Origin of the sequence: Winogradskyella sediminis (assembly GCF_003387355.1) — a bacterium.
GTDB classification, from domain to species: domain Bacteria; phylum Bacteroidota; class Bacteroidia; order Flavobacteriales; family Flavobacteriaceae; genus Winogradskyella; species Winogradskyella sediminis.
Map to the genome: position 1 here is coordinate 46,875 of NZ_QUNH01000003.1, position 20,459 is coordinate 67,333.

The window sequence follows — 20,459 nt, forward strand, 5'->3', positions numbered from 1 at the left end:
GAATTATGGAAGAACAAAACAAGAAAATTCTTTTGGTAGAAGACGATCCAAATTTTGGAACTGTTTTAAAAGATTATTTAATGATGAACGACTACGACGTGGTCCATGCTAAAAATGGGATGGAAGGTTTTGAAAAGTTCAAGAAGGACGATTACGATTTATGTATCTTAGATGTCATGATGCCTTATAAAGATGGTTTTACGCTTGCTAAAGAAATAAGAGAAAAAAACGAAGATGTTCCAATTATATTCTTAACGGCTAAAGCTATGAAAGAAGATGTTCTTAAAGGTTATAAAGTGGGTGCCGATGATTATCTAAATAAGCCTTTTGATAGCGAAGTATTATTAATGAAAATTAAAGCTATTATGCAACGTAAAGCTAAAGATACAGTTGCAGATAGTAAACAATTTGAATTTAAGATTGGTCGTTTCGATCTAAACTCTAAACTACGTTTTTTAAAATTTGATGGGGAAGAACCTTCTAAATTATCACCGAAAGAAAACGAATTGTTGCGTTTGCTAGCGTTGCATGAAAATGATTTAATGCCAAGAGAATTAGCATTAACAAAAATTTGGAGAGATGATAACTATTTTACTTCTAGAAGTATGGATGTGTATATCGCTAAATTGCGTAAATATTTAAAACCAGATCCTAATGTTGAAATTTTAAACATTCATGGAGAAGGCTTTAGATTGGTAGTGAATAACAAATAAGTTTTATTTTATATATATTGAAAAATCCAGCCTCATAAGCTGGATTTTTTTGTATGCCTAAACTTCTCCAGATGTCTAGTATTACAAATGTTAAAAGAGATTAATAGTTGATTTTAAATAAGATAATAACCTAAAAAAAGTTTTAGTTGATTTTAGTTTTTATATAACTTATAATGTCTTCAGCATCGGTTTTATAGTCAAACCACTTAATATCTTCATCTTTTCTAAACCAAGTGAGCTGTCGTTTTGCAAAACGTCTAGTATTCTTTTTAATTTCAGAAATAGCGTCTTCCAAACTAAATTCTCCATTAAAGTAACGAAATAACTCTTTGTATCCAACCGTATTTAAGGCATTGAGATTCTTAAATGGTAATAAGGATTTAGCTTCGTCTAATAAGCCGTTGGCAATCATAATATCGACACGTTGGTTAATTCTGTCGTAGATCATAGCTCTATCGGCATTGAGACCAATTTTTATAGTTTTAAATGCTCTTTGTTTATTAGGATCTGTAAGAAATGATGAGTAAGGTTGCCCAGTGCCTATACAAATCTCTAAAGCTCTAATAACACGTTTTGGGTTGTCTATTGCAATAGTATTATAGGCTTTATGGTCTCGTATTTTTAGTTGTTCTAGCAACGGATTTAAGCCTTCATTTTCAAATAGAAGATTAAGTTCAGTTCTAATAGTTGGGTTCACTTCGGGAAAATAGTCTAACCCATTTGTTATAGCTTTTACATACAATCCTGAGCCACCAACCATAACCACTGTATTATTACGCTGGTGTAATACTTCAATTTTAGAAATCGCATCGCGTTCAAAATCACCAACATTGTAATCTTCTTGTACTGAGATATGTTGAATAAAATGATGTGGTGCTGCATTTTGTTCTTCTAAAGATGGTACAGCTGTACCAATAGTCATCTCTTTATAAAATTGACGTGAGTCTGCAGATACTATAGCGGCATTAAAATGTTGTGCCAACTTAATACTAAGAGCTGTTTTCCCTATCGCAGTAGGACCAACGATAGATATAAGAATGTTTTTATTAATCATTGATGTAATTTATGACCACATTTATGACAAAAATCAGCACCATCTTGATGCTTTGTGTTTAAGCAATTAATACAACATTGAGAATTCATATGTAATTCTACATCTTCAGGAAGATCCATGGTCTTTGCTGCTTTTGTTTCTGGGGTAGCGTTATTGTCGTTATATTTTAGACTACTTTTAGCGTACTCAGCGGATACAATTCCTGTTGGGACCGCTATAATACCATACCCTAAAATCATTATTATTGTAGTAATAAATTGACCTAGTGCTGTTTGTGGCGCGATATCACCAAATCCAACTGTCGTTAATGTTACAACACACCAATACACACTTTTAGGGATGTTATCAAATCCATTGGCTTCACCTTCAACTAAATACATGATGGTGCCAAACACAATAGAAGAGACCATCACCGCAAATAAAAACACCATAATCTTAACACGGCTAGCTATAATTGAATCTTTAAGTTGATTTGAAGCTCCTAAATATCGTGCTAATTTTAAAATCCTAAATACTCTGAGAAGCCTGAGGGCTCTTAAGGTAACTAATGCTTGAGCTCCTCCACCAAAGAGGATGGCTAAATACATAGGTATCGTTGACAGAAAATCAATGATACCAAAGAAACTGAAAACGTATTTAAATGGTTTTTTGACTGAAATAATTCTTAAGATATACTCAATAGTAAATAAGACAGTAACAACCCACTCTCCAATATAAAGCAGTCTATGGTATTCTCTATCGATACTAACTACACTCTCAAGCATCACCAAAACAATACTCAGTAGTATAAATATGAGTAAGAGTACATCAAAAAGTTTTCCAGAAGGAGTGTCAGCCTCATAGATTACTTCGTGAAGTTTGGTTTTCCAAGTATGATTTTGATTTGGTTCCATATTCTAAATGTACGAAAAGTTAAATTATTGAGTTTCTAAGGCAATAACAGTATTGTTTTGTATTTCGACTACTTTAGCCATTAAATAAGGATAATATTCTGGTGAAGCGGTTAAAATAAATTTTATTGCCTGTATATTCAGGTTGAATTTTAATGTCTAACGTTTCATTAAAAGTAGAAGTATCTGTATCTAATACGTCATGATTCTCTATGGCGATATTCGCATAAGAATTTAATTTGCTCTCTAAATAATTGCTCTCATTTCCATTATACTGACCTCGATTATTATAATCTTGTGAAAACGCAGAGAAAGGAATGAGTAGTGTTACAATTACAAATCTATAAATCATGTTAAGTTTATCTTAGTTCTTTAATTTTGAGTCTTTTATTTCTTCTCATATAACTTTGAATAATATGTTGTGTATCTCTATTATTTTCCATGGGTGTAATTAATGATTTAAGAATCGCTCTATTATGTATCTGATGATTCAAATCAAAATACCCCATACCTTTAAAAACACCATTTTCTATTAAAAATACACTCTTTTCTTCTATGGTTCTGCCTTTGTCAATTATAAGCATATCTTTCTTAGCGTAACTGTACTTGTCAATTAAAGCCTGTACTTTCTCATTGTATGTATCCACGGGTTCTTCATTAATGCAAGCTCCATCGCATTCCTTTACTTCGTATTTAAAACAACTGGTTTTTGTGTCGTATAAATCTGTAAGTTTCTGACATAGGTTAAAAGATTCAGCAGCTTTAAACATAAATTGCTTTCCGCTACCTCTAGTGTTAAAAGTGGTAATAGGCGTGTCGTCTCTACTCGATTTATCGATAAACAGATTGATGTAACCATTTTCATCTATTGATTGATAAAGTGCATGGGTAAATATGGTACGTCGTAAAGCTCTATTAAAAATCGGTTTATTAGCTTTTATTTCAGCACTTTCTTTTAATAGGGCTGCCAATTCACTTCCCGTTTTTTCGTAAGTCACAGAACTCACTAACCTCTGAATTTTCTTAGACTTAGAGTTTTTGCCTGTGAAATGCTGTACTATCCGTTTTCTAATATTTTTACTTTTACCTATATAAATTATATCTCCATCTGCATTATAAATGTAATATACACCAGTTTCAGAAGGTAATTGTTCTATAATTTTTTTAAGATTTGGTGCAATTTTAGATTTTTGCTCAGCCTTAATGGCATCTTTTACAATAACCTTATCTAAATCTTTACTGAGTAACATTTTAAACAGTTTTACCGTAGCTATGGCATCTCCACTAGCTCTATGTCTATCACTCATAGGAATACCTAAGGCACGTGTAAGTTTTCCTAAACTGTATGAAGGCATATTGGGAATAAGTTGCTGAGAAAGCTCAACCGTACAGAGTGTTTTTCGTTTAAAAGGAAATCCTAATCTTTTAAATTCAGTTTTAAGTATTCTATAATCAAATGAGGAATTGTGTGCTACAATAATGCAATCTTCGGTAATCTCAACAATGCGTTTAGCGACTTCATAAAATTTGGGTGCATTTTTAAGCATTTTAGCATTAATACCTGTGAGGTTGACTACAAAAGGTTGAATTTCGCGTTCTGGATTGACCAAAGAAATAAATTGATCTGTAACCTCATGGCCATCAAAACGATAAATTGCTATTTCGGTTATGCCTTCTTCATTAAATTTTCCACCTGTGGTTTCTATGTCTAGTATTGCGTAGATAGTAGTGTTGTTTTACGTATGTCTAAATAATTAAAACTGATATTTTTTTAACTAAAATTCAGTTTTTTGATGTGTTTCTCAGGGCAACGTGTTAATTATAATTTCTATATCCAAATATACTACTTCCGACGCGAACCATTGTACTTCCACAATCAATTGCTAACTTATAATCACCACTCATACCCATGCTAATAATATTAATTTCAGGCTGAATGGTTTTAAGTTCTGTAAATGTGTGTTTTAGAAATTTGAATTCATTTTCAACCTGTGTCATATTATCAGTAAAAGTAGCCATTCCCATTACACCTTTAATTTTAATATGAGTTAAATCTGAAAATTCATCGGACTGTAAAAGGACAGAAGCATCCGATGCAGACATACCAAATTTACTGTCTTCTTCTGCTATTTTAATTTGAAGTAAACAATTGATGACTCTTTGGTGTTTCTTAGCTTGTTTATTAATTTCTTTTAATAATTTAAAGCTCTCTACACCATGTATAAGGCTTACAAATTCTGCCATATACTTTACCTTATTCCGTTGTACATGTCCAATCATATGCCATTGTATATCTTTTGGCATCTGTTCATGTTTTTCTGCCATTTCTTGGATTTTGTTTTCTCCAAAAATGCGTTGCCCAGCGTTATATGCTTCCATTAGGTCGCTGATTGGTTTGGTTTTAGAAACGGCAACTAGTGTAACCTCCTTAGGTAAGGTTAATTTTATCTGTCTTAAGTTTTCTGTTATGCTCATGGATAGTGTGTTGTTCGCTATTTAAAACTAAATATCTCATTATTTAATCTAAAAACAAGGGGTAATTTCCTTTTTAATATTCATAAATCGTAATTCCACTTCTTAATTTCGGTAAAATGTATGTACTCTTTGGAGGCATGGTTAAACCTTCGTCTGCGATTTGTTTCATTTGCTCAACGTTAGAAGGGCACATCCCAAAGCCAACTGTAAATTCACCACTATCTACACTCGTTTTTATAGTAATCATATCGTGATGACCATTAACGTACGAAATCCGATTATCGTTACGTAAATCGTTAATTCCTAAAACGGGTTGAAGTATGGTTTTATAAAGCAACTGTGCGTCTAATGCATCTAATGATGTTTTAAATGTATAACAAGTTTTACGTAAATAAAGCGAATAGAATTCACCATCTAAATACATACTAAAATGATGTGGTTTTGAAGGCTTGTATGCCATTAAACCTCTGTTTTCAATCCTGTAAGACGCATCTAGTTTGATGAGAAACTCTTCTTTCGTTAATCCATTTAAGTCTTTTATCAATCTATTAAATTCGTAAATCACTAAATCCGATTCAGGAATGAGATACGACATAAAAAAATTATAAGATTCAGTACCGTTATGATCAAGGTTTTTTACTTTTTCATCTTTATAAAGTAAGTATGAGGATGCAGATCTGTGGTGACCATCCGCTATATAAATGGTGTCCATATTTTCAAACTCACTTTGAATAGTCGCAATAGTAAGTGCATCATCTATTTTCCATAAATAATGAGTGTCTCTATAGGTCATTGTAAACTCAAACTCGGCATATTTTGTATTTTGAACATCGTTTATAATTTGAGCAATTAAGGCATTATCCGGATAAGTTAATAAAACGGGTTCTGCGTTAAAACCCACTGTTTGCAGATAGCTTTTAAAGGTTTCTTCTCGTTTAGATATCGTATCTTCATGTTTTTTTATGATATCCTTTTCATAATCTTCAGCACTAGTGGCTGCGACTATGCCGTTGAATTCTTGTCCGTGTCTATTTACTATTTTATATACATAGAAAGATGGTTTTTTATCTTTAACAAATACACCATCTTCCTTAAATTCTAGATACCTGTTTTTTACCAATTTATAGCGTTCTTCACCAGTAACTTCTTGGTCGTATTTATACCCAGGATTTACAATATGTAGAAAACTATATGGATTATAAGCCATACGCGACTCACGTTCGTCAACGGTATAGCTTTGATAAGGACGCGCAGCAACTAAGCCAACAATAGCTCTAGTTGGCTTTACAGCTTTGAATGGAATTATTTTTGGCATTGTGTTTTTAGTATTCAGTAATTGGTTTTTAGTAAATCCAAACTCTTATGAAATCCAAATTTCTCTTTATTTCGAAACAGGAAATATATGCGTTTTATTACATTATTAGATTCATCCTTTATTCTGTGAGAGCATTGAAATGTGCTGCTCCAATTACATCATTTTATGCCCAAGAGAATTTTAACCATTTTTTGGTTTCTGAATTTTTAGCATCACAGTTGGTTAGTAAATAAATCGCGTCTTTTTGGAAAGATTTTAATCCATTTAATATGTTTATAACCAAATCAAAACTTTTCTGAGAAGCCAGTAAATCTTATTATGATAAAATGGCTTTATGACACCAAAAACATATCTTCAATTTAAGGATTATTAGTCGCTAATCGCTGATTACTTTAAAAACTGGCTAGCTACCGTCTCGGCTTTTCTACTCTCAGCGTAGTCGTAAAATCCCTCTCCAGATTTTATGCCTAATTTTCCGGCCATTACCATATTAACTAAAAGCGGACAAGGTGCATACTTAGGGTTTTTAAAACCGTCATACATTACATTTAGAATAGATAAACAGACGTCTAAACCGATAAAATCTGCCAATTGCAATGGTCCCATAGGATGTGCCATACCTAATTTCATTACCGTATCAATTTCTTCTACACCAGCAACACCATTGTAAAGCGTTTCAATAGACTCATTAATCATGGGCATTAAAATTCGGTTTGCAACAAAACCAGGATAATCGTTAACTTCGGTTGGTACTTTACCTAAGGTTTTAGAGAGTTCCATAATAGTTGAAGTAACTTCATCACTAGTATTATAACCTCTAATAATTTCAACTAATTTCATAATTGGTACTGGGTTCATAAAGTGCATACCAATTACCTTATCTGGTCTTGATGTTACTGCAGCAATTTGAGTAATAGAAATAGAAGACGTATTTGTTGCTAAGATGGTTTTTTCATTGCAAACTTCGCTAAGCTGTTTAAAGATTTTTAGTTTTAAGTCAATATTTTCTGTAGCAGCTTCAACAACTAAATCAGCATTTTTAACTCCTTCTATAGTGTCGGTAAAAGTCGTAATATTTCCTAGGGTTGCAGTTTTATCAGCATCGCTGATTTTTTCTTTAGCAACCATACGATCTAGGTTTTTTTCAATTGTGTTCATACCACGTTGTAAAGAGGCTTCACTAATATCTATAAGTTGTACATTAAAACCAGATTGTGCAAATGTGTGTGCAATACCATTTCCCATAGTTCCTGCACCAATTACTGCTATATTTTTCATTAAAAGTTTTTATTTTTTTCCTGTGAAAAACAGGAGTTTGTTATTCTAATATTGTTCTAAGCTTTCGTAAGATTTTCCGCTTTAGGGAAAATTAAAATTGATTGATAATCATATTGGCTACGCGCAATGCTTCAGTACCATCATGTAATGTTACAATAGGTTTTGTATTTGTATTGATTGCATTTGCAAATGTTTCAAGTTCATCTAAAATAGCGTTATTGTTCGCTATATCCGGATTATCAAAATAGATTTGTTTTTTTATGCCTTCTGCATTTTGTAGAATCATATCAAAATCACCAGGATTATCTGGCGCATCTTTCATTTTTACCACTTCACATTTCTTTTCTAAGAAATCTACAGATATGTAGGCATCTTTTTGAAAGAAACGTGTCTTTCTCATATTCTTTAAAGAAATTCTACTCGCAGTTAAATTAGCGACACAGCCATTTTTAAATTCAATCCGTGCATTGGCAATATCAGGGGTTTCACTAACTACAGATACTCCACTGGCAGAAATATGTTTTACAGGAGATTGAACGACACTCAAGATAATATCGATATCATGAATCATTAAATCTAACACGACAGGTACATCGGTACCACGAGGATTAAATTCAGCGAGTCTATGACATTCAATAAACATTGGATTCGCAATTTGTTCTTTTACACCAATAAATGCTGGGTTAAAACGTTCTACATGGCCTACCTGTCCTTTTACTCCGTGTTCGGCGACAAGAGTTCTAATCGTTTCTGCTTCCTCAACCGTATTGGTAATTGGTTTTTCAATAAAAATATGTTTTCCTTTTTTTATGGCTTGTTTAGCACAATCATAATGAGAAAGAGTAGGAGTTACAATATCCACAACATCTACTGCGTCTATTAATTTATCGATAGAATCAAAATAGGTATAACCGAATTCTTCAGCCACGCGTTTGGCATTTTCGGGATCTGCATCGTAAAAACCGATAAGATCATATTTTTGAGATTGGTTAAGAAGTCTTAAATGAATTTTACCAAGGTGACCAGCACCAAGAACACCAACTTTGAGCATGTTTTTCTGTTTTTAACAAAAATAGTCGTTTTCGTTTAGAAATTGAAAAAAGAAAATATAAAATACTGCGAAATTACTAAGCTTTTAAAATTGAGACGAGAATGGTTTGAGTAAGAAAAAACAAGACCTTTCATTTTGAAGTTTGAAAGTTTTTGAACTATTTTTACCTTAAACTAAACTACGCTTTGAAAGATACATTTAAGCATCAAGGGATGCGCCAACAACTCGTTGAAACTCTAATTAATAAAGGCATAAAAGATAAGGCCGTTTTAAAAGCGGTAGGAAAAATTCCGAGACATTTATTTATGGATTCTGGGTTTATAGATCACGCGTATCAAGATAAAGCGTTCCCAATTGCAGCAGACCAAACGATTTCGCAACCTTATACAGTAGCTTTTCAATCTGAATTATTACAAGTAAAACCAGGTGATAAAGTCCTAGAAATAGGCACAGGTAGTGGCTACCAAACGGCGGTGCTCTTAGAATTAGGTGCTAAAGTGTATAGTATTGAGCGTCAGCAGGAGTTATTTAAAAAGACTTCTAAATTTTTACCTAAAATTGGCTATAGAGCCAAAAGTCTCATTTTTGGTGACGGCTATAAAGGCATGCCTATTGAAGCACCATTTCAAAGTATTATTGTAACGGCTGGTGCTCCTTATGTGCCTAATCCGTTATTAAGTCAATTAGCTATTGGTGGTCGTTTAGTGATACCTGTAGGAGATGACGTCCAAGTGATGACCTTATTTATTAGAAAAGGCCCTAAAGAGTTTGAAAAACATGAGTTTGGTGACTTCAGATTTGTACCGATGTTAGAGGATAAAAATTGATTTAAAGAGGATAGTAATTTAGAACGAAGTTTTAATAATAAAAACTCCCAAGACTTATTGCAAAAGCCATTGTTTTGGGAGTTTTTTTTTATTTAAAAATGACTTATTTGATAATTTGATGCGACCAGCTTGCTCCACTAATGTCTGTAATCCTTAACGTGTAAGGACCAGAAGATAAATGGTTAGCTCTAGAGGTGTCAAATTTTAAGTTTGCCTTAGCTCCTAATGGTATAATTAAACTGTGTTTACCTGGTTTTACTTTAGCGATGTAATAATTGGCAATAGTGAGTTCTGGTAAGTTTGCTAAATCATTTTGAGTGTAATTCAAAATAATATTATTTTGAGCGTCAATTAGTTGTATACTAATAATCCAAGCTCCGTAAACATCAACACCTTCAACTCTAAAGACATCGAATGAAAGTCTGTTGTTGTCTAATTTACCTTCCGTGATTTCGAGTTTTGGTTTTACTGATTTGTTATGTAATGTTCCCCATAATCCGCCATGAAACACCTGATTTGTATACAGTGTTAATCCAAAGATAAGGAAAGAACCAATAAGCACTAGTTTTGAAAAATGATGATTTTTTATGGGTATAATCCCAGATCCTAACCAGGCAAACCATGGTTTTTTTGTGAAATTCACCGATTTGTTGAGGAGATATTGATCTAAGGAAAAGCGACCACTACCTGTTAAGAAAAGTAAGAATCCTGTAGCAATACCTAATACTCCAATTTGCCATTCGTCTAAACATGTGGTGCCAATCCAGCCTGAACCTAATAATATACCCATGGCTAAGCCAAGGACACCAATACTCATTAATCTTGTAAAAAGTCCGAATATGATGAATAAGCCTACCACGCCTTCTATAATAGTAAAAGCTAACATATTATACCATAATATATCTGGGTTTTCCACTAAATATTGAATAATGGGTTTAATCCCTAAAGCATTTGGGAGAAAGTGATTGAATTTTATGCCAATATATCCGGCGAGTTCTGGGTCTAGTTTATCAGCTAAAATGGTGCGTCTGAAAAAAGCAGAAAAATAAGTCCATCCGATGACCATTCTAATTGCTAAGGCTAAAAAGCCGGAGTCGTTTTTAATATGTAATTTCATTTTTTAATATCTATAATGTGTGAATAATTTTCTGTGATCTAGGGTGATTAGATTAAGATTGAAGAAAATTAATTATAGATATGCCTTATTGTTTTTAAAGAGAATGTAATAGGGCACTAATGGCGGGATTTCATCTCTAGCGCTATAGTATTGTGTGATTGGTCTGTCGGAAAGCGGAATAGAACCAATATAATATTGTAAGCTTTTGTTTAAGGTAATTTGAAAGGCATCAATACTAACATTGTACGCTGTTAATGTAGAATTAGTTTCTGAGAATGTCTCACAACTAGATTGCTGTAAATGAGAGATGCTTTTATTAGAAACTTCTGTTTTTTGAATTTCAAAAACACCTTGAATTGAATTTCTAACTTTACACGGAGAAGCAACCAAAAGGATAATCAAACCTATTATGGGTAGGATTGATATGTGCTGTTTTATTTGGTTGATAATTTTCACTTTACAAATATGAGTTATTGAAATCTGAAAACATTTAAAGCATTGTTAATTTTAATAATCTACTTCAAAAGGGCTATTAATATTGATTAGGTGCTTTTTTGCACACTACCTACTTATTCTTTAGGTAAATAGATTTCAGGAATTGGGTTTTTTTCGGTTTCTTGTTTCCAATATAAGTTTATAATCCACCAGCGTTTACCGTCATTCAACAGTTGAATACTATTTATACCACGCATCAGAGGTTTTTCATCGTCTTTACTTTTGTAAGATTCGTAAGTACTAAAAACATGGGCGAAATTTCCAAAAGTTTGTGTTTCGCGTTGTATTTCTATTTCATGAAAACCGTTATCTATTAACCATGGTCCTGAGGTATTAATATAATCTTCTGTAGACATGTAACGGACCGTTATCTTATTGTCTTTTTTTCCAATAGGAATAAGTTTAGCCTCCTTGTGAAAGAGATGTTTAAATAAATTCCAATCTCGTGCTTCACCTTTGTCACCAGAAATCACAGCGTATAAGGTTGCAACGGTACTATCTATTGATGAAACTTTAGTAGAATAGTCAATTTTCTCCTGTGCTGCAAGTGTTATAGAAATAAAGAAGAATAGAATTAAAAAGGTATTTTTCATAGAATAAAATTAAAAGAATTTTAAGCCAAAGACAATAGCATCACTCTGAAATCCGCTTTGGTACGAACGAAGATAATCAACTCTTAGGAATCTCCACTTCCCCCAACCAATATTATCGATCCCGACTGAATATTCCTGATAGGGTTTAAAATCTGGTGTAGCTAGTATATGTGCACCAACCACTAAATTAAAATTAAGTGTGTTTAAAAGAGGTAATTTTCCAAGTAAAAAACCGTTAAAATCATGTTCGAGATGGCCTTCAAAATAAGAATCGTTAGTACTAGCAGCATAATAATCTAAGTTGTTAAAAACATTAGTGTAATTACCTTCTGTACTGATATGTGTTTGGTTACCATTAAAGTGTTGATAATCCATAAAAGCGATATCGTCAGCATTAAAAAAGGTTCCAGCTTTTAAATTGTAGTTTAATCTTCCTTTGTCTTTAATACTCAATGATTGTGTGAGGCTGGCTTTGATTTGATTAAAATTGTAATCGCTATTTGTGGCGCCAAAACCTGTTTCGTAACCCAAATATAAAGTTGGATAATCCTCGTTACCGACGTTGTACTTGGCATCAGGGTAACTTAAGTATTCTTGCCCAAAATTAATACGAGCTGTAATATTTCCTTTTACAATATGATGAGTCTCAAAAGGTGTAATCCCAAAGGCTGAGATATCTAATGGGTTGTTACTGGTGTAGACATCATCTTTTTCATTGAAAAAAGTTTGGTCCGTAGTGTTAAAAAGGGCATTACGTCTTTCATAACTTAGACCTGCGTATAATCTAAAGCCATTAAATAGTTCTTCGGAATAATTTAAAGCAACATAACTTTTATCGTATAATTTTATGTAATTATCTTCAAAAAATAAAGTACTTATTGAGTTGACTAAAGGCGATATAGGATTTGAAGGATTAAATTGTTCAGTTGATACTCCGCCGGATAACCTTAGAAAGGAATTACTAAAACTGTTGAATTTATACAGTAATGTACCAGTGGCACGCAAACGTTCTTCAGAAAAGCCGTACTGCAACGTTCCGCTGGCTCTGAGAAAACGGTTATAATCATCGTAATTTTTTGTATAAAACAAATTAGCATCAACCGTGTACCCTTGAACGGTATTAAATTGTAATCCTGTTAAAGGGATATCGTAACCTAAACGGTAATCTTTATGTGAGTTTTGATAGGTGTACCCTAAAATATTACCCAACTTAAATCTGTTTTTAGCACGATCTAGAGAATCTAAATAAGGCTTCGACTCCTGCAGAATTTGTATGCTATCTTTTTTAATATAGTCTGTGCGTTCTTCTAATGTTAATGGCACTGGTCTAACAGTATTCCAAAAGATGGAGTCTTTTTTATTTGCTTCTTTTTCATACGCTACAATTTCTCTACTAAAATCGTTTCTTGTTAAACCTAGATTAAAATCGTAATTGCTATATACAGCAGTAAAACGTCCTTCTCCTTTAATTCCGAAAAGCGCATATTTAAAATCTATACTTTGCGAAATTAATGCCCAAATATCATCGGATTCAGAATATGAAAAACTTTGTTGTAGAGCAATGACATCTACCATAGGAATACGTGCTTGTGTTCCGGTAATATCTAATTCTAAAGCAAAGATATTCCATTGGTCTTCTACGATATAAATAAAACCTGAAAAGACAGGATCATTTTTTCGTTTAGGAATGACGCTGATTTTATTTATTAGGTTGCCTCTGTCATCATAAAATACACCCTCAAGTTTATAGCGATAATAACTAAACGCATTATTAGCAATTGGAGAAATAATTTCGTTACCAAAACTTATGGTGTTTTTATAGAAATTAAAATCAACGTCTAACGCACTATTAAAACTAAAACCGTTGCTGTCTCCACTAATTTTAGAAGCTGTAATTTTTTCTTTCAATTTATCTGGACTTAAAAATTGAATTTTAGAAATAGTTTCAGATAAGTAGATAATGCCACTACGAGTGGAGTCTAGGCCACCACCTAAATCGCCAACCTCTTGTCCCATTATTTTTTTAGGAGCATCTTTAATTTTTATTAAGCCTCTGGAATAAAAATCGGCTTTAAAAGAATTAATTTTAGCTAAATTTTCTTCTCTTTTTGCTACAGCTTGTCGCATTATAGCATTTGCCGGATCGTTATCAGCATCAATTACAACTTCGTTTAAGGATACCGACTCTTCTATTAAGGTAATATCTAATTCGTAAGGAAATGATTGAATGGTAACTGTCTTTTTTATTGTTTTATAGCCTAAATAACTATATGCTATGGTATAGGTATTTGGTGTCGTAATATTGAGTTCGTAATAACCATCATCATTACTTGTGGTTCCTTTATAAGTGTTTTCAATTAAGATATTTACAAAAGGAAGGGCTTCATTATTTTGATCAGTAATATGTCCTTTAATCTGTGCTGAAATAAAGCAAGTAGAAAAAAATAAGACGCAACATAGTAGATTTTTAGCCATAATGGTTTGATTGATGTTTAAATGATGCACACCTTTCACAAATAATGACATCTCTTATCATAACAATTATTATTAATATAGACGCGAATAAAAATGAAATGGTTGCCTAACGTTTATCAAACTTAGACTAATTTTTGTAGAATTAAAATTATAAGAATCTTAAACTTAACGGAAATTTTTCTTGATTCTGTCTAAATTCCGCTTATTATCACGGTCTTTAATAGTCTCGCGTTTATCGTAGAGTTTTTTACCTTTCCCTAATCCAATAATAAGTTTGGCTAGACCTCTATCATTTATAAACAGTTTTAAAGGTATAATAGCATTGCCTTTAACATCGATCTCTTTCTTTAGCTTTTTAAGCTCTTTTTTATTCAATAAGAGTTTGCGTTCGGCTTTAGGTCTGTGGTTATAGTACGTGCCGTATTTGTACTCTTCGATTGTCATATTAATAACAAATAATTCGCCTTTATCATTAAACTCACAGAAACTTTCGGCAATAGAGGCTTTACTAGATCTGATGGATTTAATTTCAGTTCCGGTTAAAACAATCCCAGCCGTATATTTATCAGATATATCGTACTGAAATTTTGCTTTCTTATTTAGTATGTTAATCGTTTTTTGCATGGAGGCCAAAGATAACAAAGTAAGATAGAAATTTGAAGATAGAAAGACACAAAAGTTTAATGCATTATAGCTATAGATTTTTATAATTGAATTTCGATACACCCTCTCGTCGCTTTAGGCTATAGAAATGTAAAGTACAATCTAATGTTCTTTACTCAAATTAGGATACGTATAAGTGATTAGTCTTCTGCAGGTACAAACTTAAGGGCATCGCCATTTATACAGTGACGCTTTCCTGTAGTTGCTTTTGGTCCATCATTAAATACATGTCCTAAGTGACCTCCACAAGTAGCACAGTGCTCTTCATCTCTGGTGTAGCCGATTTTAGTGTCAGTTCCGAAGGCGACATTGCCTTCTATAACACGATCAAAACTTGGCCAACCGGTACCTGAATCAAATTTATGTTCACTTTTAAATAAAGGAGTGTCGCAGGCGGCACAATGATAGACACCTTTTTTGTAATTTTTATTTAAAGGGCTAGAGAATGGACGCTCAGTTCCGGCTTCTCGTAAAACGTAGTATTGTTCTTCTGTGAGTTCAGCTTTCCATTCGGCTTCTGTTTTAGTTTCAGGAAACGACGCTTTTGCTTTAGTTTCATTTTTCTGAGCAGAACTATTACAACTCAAAAACAAACTTACAAGGGTAATTAAGGCTATCTTTTTCAAAATCTTTTTCGTTTTCAATTGTTCTTTCTAAGTTTCGTCGTAGTGTACTATTATTCATTACATTTCAATCTTAAAGTTTATTTAAAATTACATTGACATTAATGCTTGACTTTCTTTTTATTATTGTTAAATTTAACAGCATCAACAATAAGTTTGTATATGTCAATGAAAATAATACATATCAGTGCAGAGTGTTATCCAATAGCTAAAGTTGGTGGTTTGGCAGATGTTGTAGGTGCTTTGCCCAAGTATCAAAATGACATTGGTGCAGAGAGTTCTGTAATAATGCCTTTTTATAACAATAAGTTTACGCAATCCCATAAATTCTCTGCAATTTTTGAAGCTACTTTAAAATTAGGGAATCAAGATTTTAAGTACAGTATTTTAAAAATTGAAAAGGTTTCAGTTTTAGAATTCAATATTTACTTTGTTCATATTAACGGCTTATTATATACTGAAAACGTTTATAGTGATGATGACACGGATCGCTTTTTAGCATTTCAAATTGGAGCGTTAGACTGGATATTATCTCTCGAGACAAAGCCAAATTATATACATTGCCATGACCATCATACTGGGCTAATTCCTTTTATGGCTCAAGAAAGTTTTAAATATGAAACGCTGAATAAGATACCTGTAATTACAACCATTCACAATGCTCAATATCAAGGTTGGATGTCGTATGACCATTTGTTCAAAATCCCAAGATTTAATATAGAAAGGGTCGGTCTGTTAATGTGGAATGACATGATTAATCCATTAGCCACAGCAATTAAATGTGCATGGAGAGTGACTACGGTTTCTCCAAGTTATATGGAGGAATTAAAGCGTAATGCAAATGGCTTAGAATCGTTATTAGCTCATGAAACCTTAAAGTGCATTGGTATACTAAACGGTATTGATTCTGGTGTTTGGAATCCAGAAACAGATGATTTCATCATTAAGAATTATAAGAAAACCTCAGTTGCGTCGGGTAAAAAAGCAAATAAGAAGTGGTTATGCGCTCAGTATAATTTAGATGAAAGTAAACCGTTATTTGCATTTATTGGCCGATTAGTAGGTGAAAAAGGTGCTGAAATATTGCCTTCTGCATTAAATGAAGCATTACGCGCCAACGATATCTCAGTGATAGTGCTTGGTTCAGGAGCTAAAGATACCGAAGGTCAGTTATCTAAGCTAACTTCTAGATATAGCGGCTATTACAATGCTTTTATTGGTTATGATGAAAAATTATCGCACATCATCTATGCTGGAGCGGATTTTCTATTGATGCCATCGCGTGTAGAACCTTGCGGATTAAACCAAATGTATGCTTTAAGATATGGCACAGTGCCTGTTGTAAGGCGTATTGGTGGTTTAAAAGATACGGTTATAGATATTGGAGATGATGGATTTGGAATTTGCCATAATGAAGTATCTGTCCAAGATATTGTCTTTTCTATTTCAAGAGGAAAAGAGTTTTATAAGCAGCAAAAGGAATTTAAAGCCAACCAAAAACGTATAATGAGTATTGACCACTCATGGAAAGTTTCAGCAAAAGCATATATAGACTTATACCAGTCAATAAACTAAAGAACTAAATAAAACGAAGCGAATCTAAATCTAAATTAAAGCTATGATAAACGATAAAGTATTGTCTATTATTCTAGGAGGAGGCCAAGGGTCTCGATTGTATCCATTAACCGAAAAGCGCTCTAAACCAGCCGTACCTATAGCTGGTAAATACAGGTTAGTTGATATTCCTATTTCAAATTGTATCAATTCAGATATTAAACGAATGTATGTTTTAACACAGTTTAATTCGGCATCACTAAATAGGCATATTAAAAACACGTATCACTTTAGTTTTTTTAGTTCAGCGTTTGTAGATGTATTAGCAGCAGAACAAACCCCAGAGAGTAAATCTTGGTTTCAAGGTACAGCAGATGCTGTAAGGCAGAGTATGCAGCATATTAAAGCTCACGATTTTGAGTATGCTTTAATATTATCTGGAGATCAATTATATCAAATGGACTTTAATGAAATGATTAAAGCGCATATCGATGCTAAAGCAGAAATTTCTATTGCAACCATTCCTGTCAATGAAAAAGATGCCATCTCCTTTGGTATTTTAAAGACAGACAAGGACAATGTAGTCACTTCATTTATCGAGAAGCCAGGTGCAGAATTATTACCAGATTGGACCTCAGAAACAAGTGACGATATGAAAGCCCAAGGCAGAAACCATTTGGCGTCCATGGGTATATATATATTTAACAGACAGTTGTTAATCGATTTAATGAATAATCCAGAAACCAATGATTTTGGGAAGGAAATTATTCCACAGTCCATAGAAAATCATAAAACTTTAAGTTACCAGTATGAGGGTTACTGGACAGATATTGGAAATATAGATTCGTTTTTTGAAGCAAATTTAGGATTTACAGATGATTTGCCGCAATTTAATCTCTATGACTCTAAGCAACGTACTTACACTAATGCTCGTATTCTTCCTACTTCAAAAATTACAGGTACCGCTTTAGACAGAGCGGTAATTGCAGAAGGTTGTTTAATAAATGCCGCCAAAATTGAAAAGTCTGTAATCGGTATTAGATCTCGAATAGGTAAAGACTCTACAATTATTAATACTTATATGATGGGTAATGATGATTATGAATCTTTAGATGATATTTATAATAAAAAAACAGAAATACTCTTAGGTATCGGTGAGCGATGTTATTTAAAAAATACAATTATAGACAAAAATGTACGTATTGGTGATGATGTTAGAATAAATGGTGGAGCACATTTAGCGGACACCGAAACTAACGAGTATGTTATTAAAGAAGGCATTGTTGTCATAAAAAAAGATGCTATAATTCCTAAAGGATTTGTACTTTAATATATGGCAGAAGTTATAGCATATAGTCGTTTTACAGATTTTGATGTAGACCTTTTTAAATCTGGAAAGCACTATCGTTTATATGAGAAGTTTGGTTCTCATATTACTACCGTTGATGGAGTAGAAGGTGTTTATTTTGCAGTTTGGGCACCAAGTGCTAAAATGGTATCGGTAATTGGGGATTTTAATTACTGGACAGAAGGAGAACATAAGCTAAATGTTCGGTGGGATTCTAGCGGAATTTGGGAAGGCTTTATTCCGGGTGTAGGAAAAGGTAACAAGTATAAATATAAAATTCTTAGCAGCAATAATGATATAAGAACTGAAAAGGCAGATCCTTATGCAAGGAGAGCAGAACACAATCCGCAAACAGCTTCAATTGTTTGGAGTGATAACTATAAGTGGAAAGATGATAAATGGATGACAAAGCGTAAACACCATAACGCTTTGGATGCGCCTATTTCCGTTTATGAAGTTCATCTAGGATCTTGGAAAAGACATGTTGAAGAAAATCGTTTCTTGTCTTATGTAGAGTTAGCAGACCAACTGGTTAAGTATGTTAAAGAAATGAATTTTACACATGTAGAATTTATGCCTGTGATGGAGTATCCTTACGATCCTTCTTGGGGATATCAAGTTACGGGTTATTTTGCTCCAACTTCACGGTTTGGTTATCCAGAAGAATTTAAATTATTGGTGGATAAATGTCATCAAAATGATATAGGTATTATTCTCGATTGGGTGCCATCACATTTTCCAGAAGATGCGCATGGACTTGGTTTTTTTGATGGATCAGCACTATACGAGCATCCCGATAAGCGTAAAGGATATCACCAAGACTGGAAAAGTTTAATATTTAATTACGGTCGTAATGAAGTAAAATCATTTTTAATTAGTAATGCGTTATTTTGGTTAGATCAATATCATGCAGATGGGTTTAGAGTAGACGCTGTAGCATCCATGTTGTTTTTAGACTACAGTAGAGAAGATGGTGAATGGGAACCCAATATGTTTGGAGGTCGAGAAAACCTAGAGGCGATGTCATTTTTAAGGGAAATGAACGAAGCCGTTTATGCTTCTTATCCAGATGTGCAAACTATTGCAGAAGAATCTACGGCCTTTCCTATGGTTTCTAAACCAGTATTTATGGGAGGTTTAGGTTTTGGTATGAAATGGATGATGGGCTGGATGCATGATACCTTAGATTATTTTAGTAGAGAAACAGTCTATAGGCAATTTCATCAAAATGATTTAACATTTTCCATGACCTATGTGTTTACCGAGAACTTTATGCTGCCTTTAAGTCATGATGAGGTGGTGTATGGCAAAAATTCAATCTTAGGTAAAATGCCTGGAGACGAGTGGCAACGCTTTGCTAATTTAAGACTTCTATATAGCTATATGTTTACGCACCCAGGAACCAATTTACTGTTTCAAGGAGCGGAATTCGGACAAAGTAGTGAATGGGATTTTCAAACCAGTCTCGATTGGCATTTACTACAATACGAACCACATCAAGGTATTAAAGAATTAGTAAAAGATTTGAATTTACTCTATAAAAGTCAACCTGCTCTATATGAAAAACAGTTCGAAGCCGAAGGTTTCGAATGGATAGATTATGGTGATTCTAAGAATTCGGTTTTTACATATATCAGAAAAGGTAATGAAGTAGAAGACGATGTTATTGTGGCTTGTAATATGACGCCAGTTCCTAAAGAGAATTACAAGCTAGGTGTGCCTAGAAAAGGGAAATTAAAAGAAGTCTTTAATAGCGATTTAAAGAAATATTTTGGTACAGGTAGTTATAAAAATAAATTAAAAACTACTAAAGCAGTACCATGGCATTATAGAGATCAGTCTATAGATATCAGTATTCCGCCTTTAGGGATGGTAGTATTTAAGTATAAAAAGCCTGTAAAACCTGAGGTTAAAGTGAAAACAGCAGCAAAAGCATCGTTAAAAGGTAAATCTCAAGAGCTTTAGATTAGTATGAGAAAAGTTTAGGC

19 protein-coding genes are annotated in these 20,459 nt (G+C 33.2%); 5 read left to right on the top strand and 14 right to left on the bottom strand.

The annotated features are described in order from the left end of the window. The first annotated feature begins 5 nt into the window (after positions 1–5). Positions 6–713: a response regulator transcription factor gene (locus C8N41_RS12940; RefSeq protein ID WP_092443409.1), complete on the top strand. Its 708-nt coding sequence runs from the start codon at positions 6–8 to the stop codon at positions 711–713. Between the two features lie 142 nt (positions 714–855). Here C8N41_RS12940 and miaA read toward each other — a convergent pair whose 3' ends face one another. The 8 genes from miaA to C8N41_RS12980 form a co-directional block, all read right to left on the bottom strand. Further along, positions 856–1,767 carry a tRNA (adenosine(37)-N6)-dimethylallyltransferase MiaA gene (gene miaA / locus C8N41_RS12945; RefSeq protein ID WP_115839583.1) on the bottom strand — a complete coding sequence of 304 codons (912 nt, stop codon included), beginning with the start codon at positions 1,765–1,767 and terminating at the stop codon, positions 856–858. After that, positions 1,764–2,660, bottom strand: coding sequence for an ion transporter (locus C8N41_RS12950; protein ID WP_115839584.1), 897 nt, complete (start codon positions 2,658–2,660; stop codon positions 1,764–1,766). The genes miaA and C8N41_RS12950 overlap by 4 nt, the downstream gene beginning before the upstream one ends. A 73-nt stretch (positions 2,661–2,733) precedes the next feature. Beyond that, the gene (locus tag C8N41_RS12955; protein WP_115839585.1) at positions 2,734–3,009 is read right to left on the bottom strand and encodes a hypothetical protein; all 276 of its coding nucleotides are present in this window, start codon (positions 3,007–3,009) and stop codon (positions 2,734–2,736) included. 7 nt (positions 3,010–3,016) lie between these two features. Beyond that, positions 3,017–4,381, bottom strand: a complete 1,365-nt coding sequence (locus C8N41_RS12960; protein ID WP_115839586.1) for an exonuclease domain-containing protein — start codon at positions 4,379–4,381, stop codon at positions 3,017–3,019. Between the two features lie 91 nt (positions 4,382–4,472). Then, on the bottom strand, positions 4,473–5,132 hold the full coding sequence (locus C8N41_RS12965; protein ID WP_115839587.1) for a YggS family pyridoxal phosphate-dependent enzyme: 660 nt from the start codon (positions 5,130–5,132) through the stop codon (positions 4,473–4,475). Between the two features lie 73 nt (positions 5,133–5,205). Further along, on the bottom strand, positions 5,206–6,447 hold the full coding sequence (locus C8N41_RS12970; protein ID WP_115839588.1) for a DUF1015 domain-containing protein: 1,242 nt from the start codon (positions 6,445–6,447) through the stop codon (positions 5,206–5,208). 387 nt (positions 6,448–6,834) lie between these two features. Further along, the gene (locus tag C8N41_RS12975; RefSeq protein WP_092443396.1) at positions 6,835–7,725 is read right to left on the bottom strand and encodes a 3-hydroxyacyl-CoA dehydrogenase family protein; all 891 of its coding nucleotides are present in this window, start codon (positions 7,723–7,725) and stop codon (positions 6,835–6,837) included. A gap of 91 nt (positions 7,726–7,816) precedes the next feature. Further along, positions 7,817–8,776: a Gfo/Idh/MocA family protein gene (locus tag C8N41_RS12980; protein ID WP_092443394.1), complete on the bottom strand. Its 960-nt coding sequence runs from the start codon at positions 8,774–8,776 to the stop codon at positions 7,817–7,819. A gap of 185 nt (positions 8,777–8,961) precedes the next feature. Between C8N41_RS12980 and C8N41_RS12985 the strand changes: the two genes are divergently transcribed. Next, positions 8,962–9,603 carry a protein-L-isoaspartate(D-aspartate) O-methyltransferase gene (locus tag C8N41_RS12985; protein WP_115839820.1) on the top strand — a complete coding sequence of 214 codons (642 nt, stop codon included), beginning with the start codon at positions 8,962–8,964 and terminating at the stop codon, positions 9,601–9,603. 103 nt (positions 9,604–9,706) lie between these two features. Here the strand turns inward: C8N41_RS12985 and C8N41_RS12990 are convergent, their stop codons facing one another. The 6 genes from C8N41_RS12990 to msrB form a co-directional block, all read right to left on the bottom strand. Beyond that, entirely contained in the window at positions 9,707–10,720 is a 1,014-nt protein-coding gene (locus C8N41_RS12990; RefSeq protein WP_115839589.1) for a TQO small subunit DoxD, read from the bottom strand. 72 nt (positions 10,721–10,792) lie between these two features. Continuing rightward, a complete protein-coding gene (locus C8N41_RS12995) occupies positions 10,793–11,122 on the bottom strand; it encodes a hypothetical protein (RefSeq protein WP_147298965.1) in 330 nt (109 codons plus the stop codon). A gap of 167 nt (positions 11,123–11,289) precedes the next feature. Continuing rightward, positions 11,290–11,808, bottom strand: a complete 519-nt coding sequence (locus C8N41_RS13000) for a hypothetical protein (RefSeq protein WP_115839591.1) — start codon at positions 11,806–11,808, stop codon at positions 11,290–11,292. 9 nt (positions 11,809–11,817) lie between these two features. Beyond that, positions 11,818–14,334, bottom strand: a complete 2,517-nt coding sequence (locus tag C8N41_RS13005) for a DUF5686 and carboxypeptidase regulatory-like domain-containing protein (protein WP_317039109.1) — start codon at positions 14,332–14,334, stop codon at positions 11,818–11,820. 114 nt (positions 14,335–14,448) lie between these two features. Then, the gene (smpB, locus tag C8N41_RS13010; RefSeq protein WP_092443384.1) at positions 14,449–14,907 is read right to left on the bottom strand and encodes an SsrA-binding protein SmpB; all 459 of its coding nucleotides are present in this window, start codon (positions 14,905–14,907) and stop codon (positions 14,449–14,451) included. A 179-nt stretch (positions 14,908–15,086) separates the two neighbouring features. After that, positions 15,087–15,572, bottom strand: coding sequence for a peptide-methionine (R)-S-oxide reductase MsrB (msrB, locus tag C8N41_RS13015; protein ID WP_170137128.1), 486 nt, complete (start codon positions 15,570–15,572; stop codon positions 15,087–15,089). A 165-nt stretch (positions 15,573–15,737) separates the two neighbouring features. Here msrB and C8N41_RS13020 point away from each other — a divergent pair, with 165 nt between their 5' ends. Genes C8N41_RS13020 through glgB form a run of 3 tightly spaced genes read left to right on the top strand, consistent with a single transcriptional unit; the run spans position 15,738 to position 20,436 of the window. Beyond that, positions 15,738–17,144 carry a glycogen synthase gene (locus C8N41_RS13020; protein ID WP_115839593.1) on the top strand — a complete coding sequence of 469 codons (1,407 nt, stop codon included), beginning with the start codon at positions 15,738–15,740 and terminating at the stop codon, positions 17,142–17,144. 43 nt (positions 17,145–17,187) lie between these two features. Then, positions 17,188–18,453 (top strand): glucose-1-phosphate adenylyltransferase, encoded by a 1,266-nt coding sequence (locus C8N41_RS13025; RefSeq protein ID WP_115839594.1) that lies wholly within the window; start codon positions 17,188–17,190, stop codon positions 18,451–18,453. A gap of 3 nt (positions 18,454–18,456) precedes the next feature. After that, positions 18,457–20,436, top strand: a complete 1,980-nt coding sequence (gene glgB / locus C8N41_RS13030; protein WP_115839595.1) for a 1,4-alpha-glucan branching protein GlgB — start codon at positions 18,457–18,459, stop codon at positions 20,434–20,436. The last annotated feature ends 23 nt before the right edge of the window (positions 20,437–20,459 follow it).

What these genes read in the sequence shown, in the direction of transcription:
- C8N41_RS12940 (WP_092443409.1), top strand. Translation starts at nt 6, where the DNA reads ATGGAAGAACAAAACAAGAAAATTCTTTTGGTAGAAGACGATCCAAAT.
- miaA (WP_115839583.1), bottom strand. Translation starts at nt 1,767, where the DNA reads ATGATTAATAAAAACATTCTTATATCTATCGTTGGTCCTACTGCGATA.
- C8N41_RS12950 (WP_115839584.1), bottom strand. Translation starts at nt 2,660, where the DNA reads ATGGAACCAAATCAAAATCATACTTGGAAAACCAAACTTCACGAAGTA.
- C8N41_RS12955 (WP_115839585.1), bottom strand. Translation starts at nt 3,009, where the DNA reads ATGATTTATAGATTTGTAATTGTAACACTACTCATTCCTTTCTCTGCG.
- C8N41_RS12965 (WP_115839587.1), bottom strand. Translation starts at nt 5,132, where the DNA reads ATGAGCATAACAGAAAACTTAAGACAGATAAAATTAACCTTACCTAAG.
- C8N41_RS12970 (WP_115839588.1), bottom strand. Translation starts at nt 6,447, where the DNA reads ATGCCAAAAATAATTCCATTCAAAGCTGTAAAGCCAACTAGAGCTATT.
- C8N41_RS12975 (WP_092443396.1), bottom strand. Translation starts at nt 7,725, where the DNA reads ATGAAAAATATAGCAGTAATTGGTGCAGGAACTATGGGAAATGGTATT.
- C8N41_RS12980 (WP_092443394.1), bottom strand. Translation starts at nt 8,776, where the DNA reads ATGCTCAAAGTTGGTGTTCTTGGTGCTGGTCACCTTGGTAAAATTCAT.
- C8N41_RS12990 (WP_115839589.1), bottom strand. Translation starts at nt 10,720, where the DNA reads ATGAAATTACATATTAAAAACGACTCCGGCTTTTTAGCCTTAGCAATT.
- C8N41_RS13000 (WP_115839591.1), bottom strand. Translation starts at nt 11,808, where the DNA reads ATGAAAAATACCTTTTTAATTCTATTCTTCTTTATTTCTATAACACTT.
- C8N41_RS13005 (WP_317039109.1), bottom strand. Translation starts at nt 14,334, where the DNA reads ATGTCATTATTTGTGAAAGGTGTGCATCATTTAAACATCAATCAAACC.
- smpB (WP_092443384.1), bottom strand. Translation starts at nt 14,907, where the DNA reads ATGCAAAAAACGATTAACATACTAAATAAGAAAGCAAAATTTCAGTAC.
- C8N41_RS13020 (WP_115839593.1), top strand. Translation starts at nt 15,738, where the DNA reads ATGAAAATAATACATATCAGTGCAGAGTGTTATCCAATAGCTAAAGTT.
- C8N41_RS13025 (WP_115839594.1), top strand. Translation starts at nt 17,188, where the DNA reads ATGATAAACGATAAAGTATTGTCTATTATTCTAGGAGGAGGCCAAGGG.
- glgB (WP_115839595.1), top strand. Translation starts at nt 18,457, where the DNA reads ATGGCAGAAGTTATAGCATATAGTCGTTTTACAGATTTTGATGTAGAC.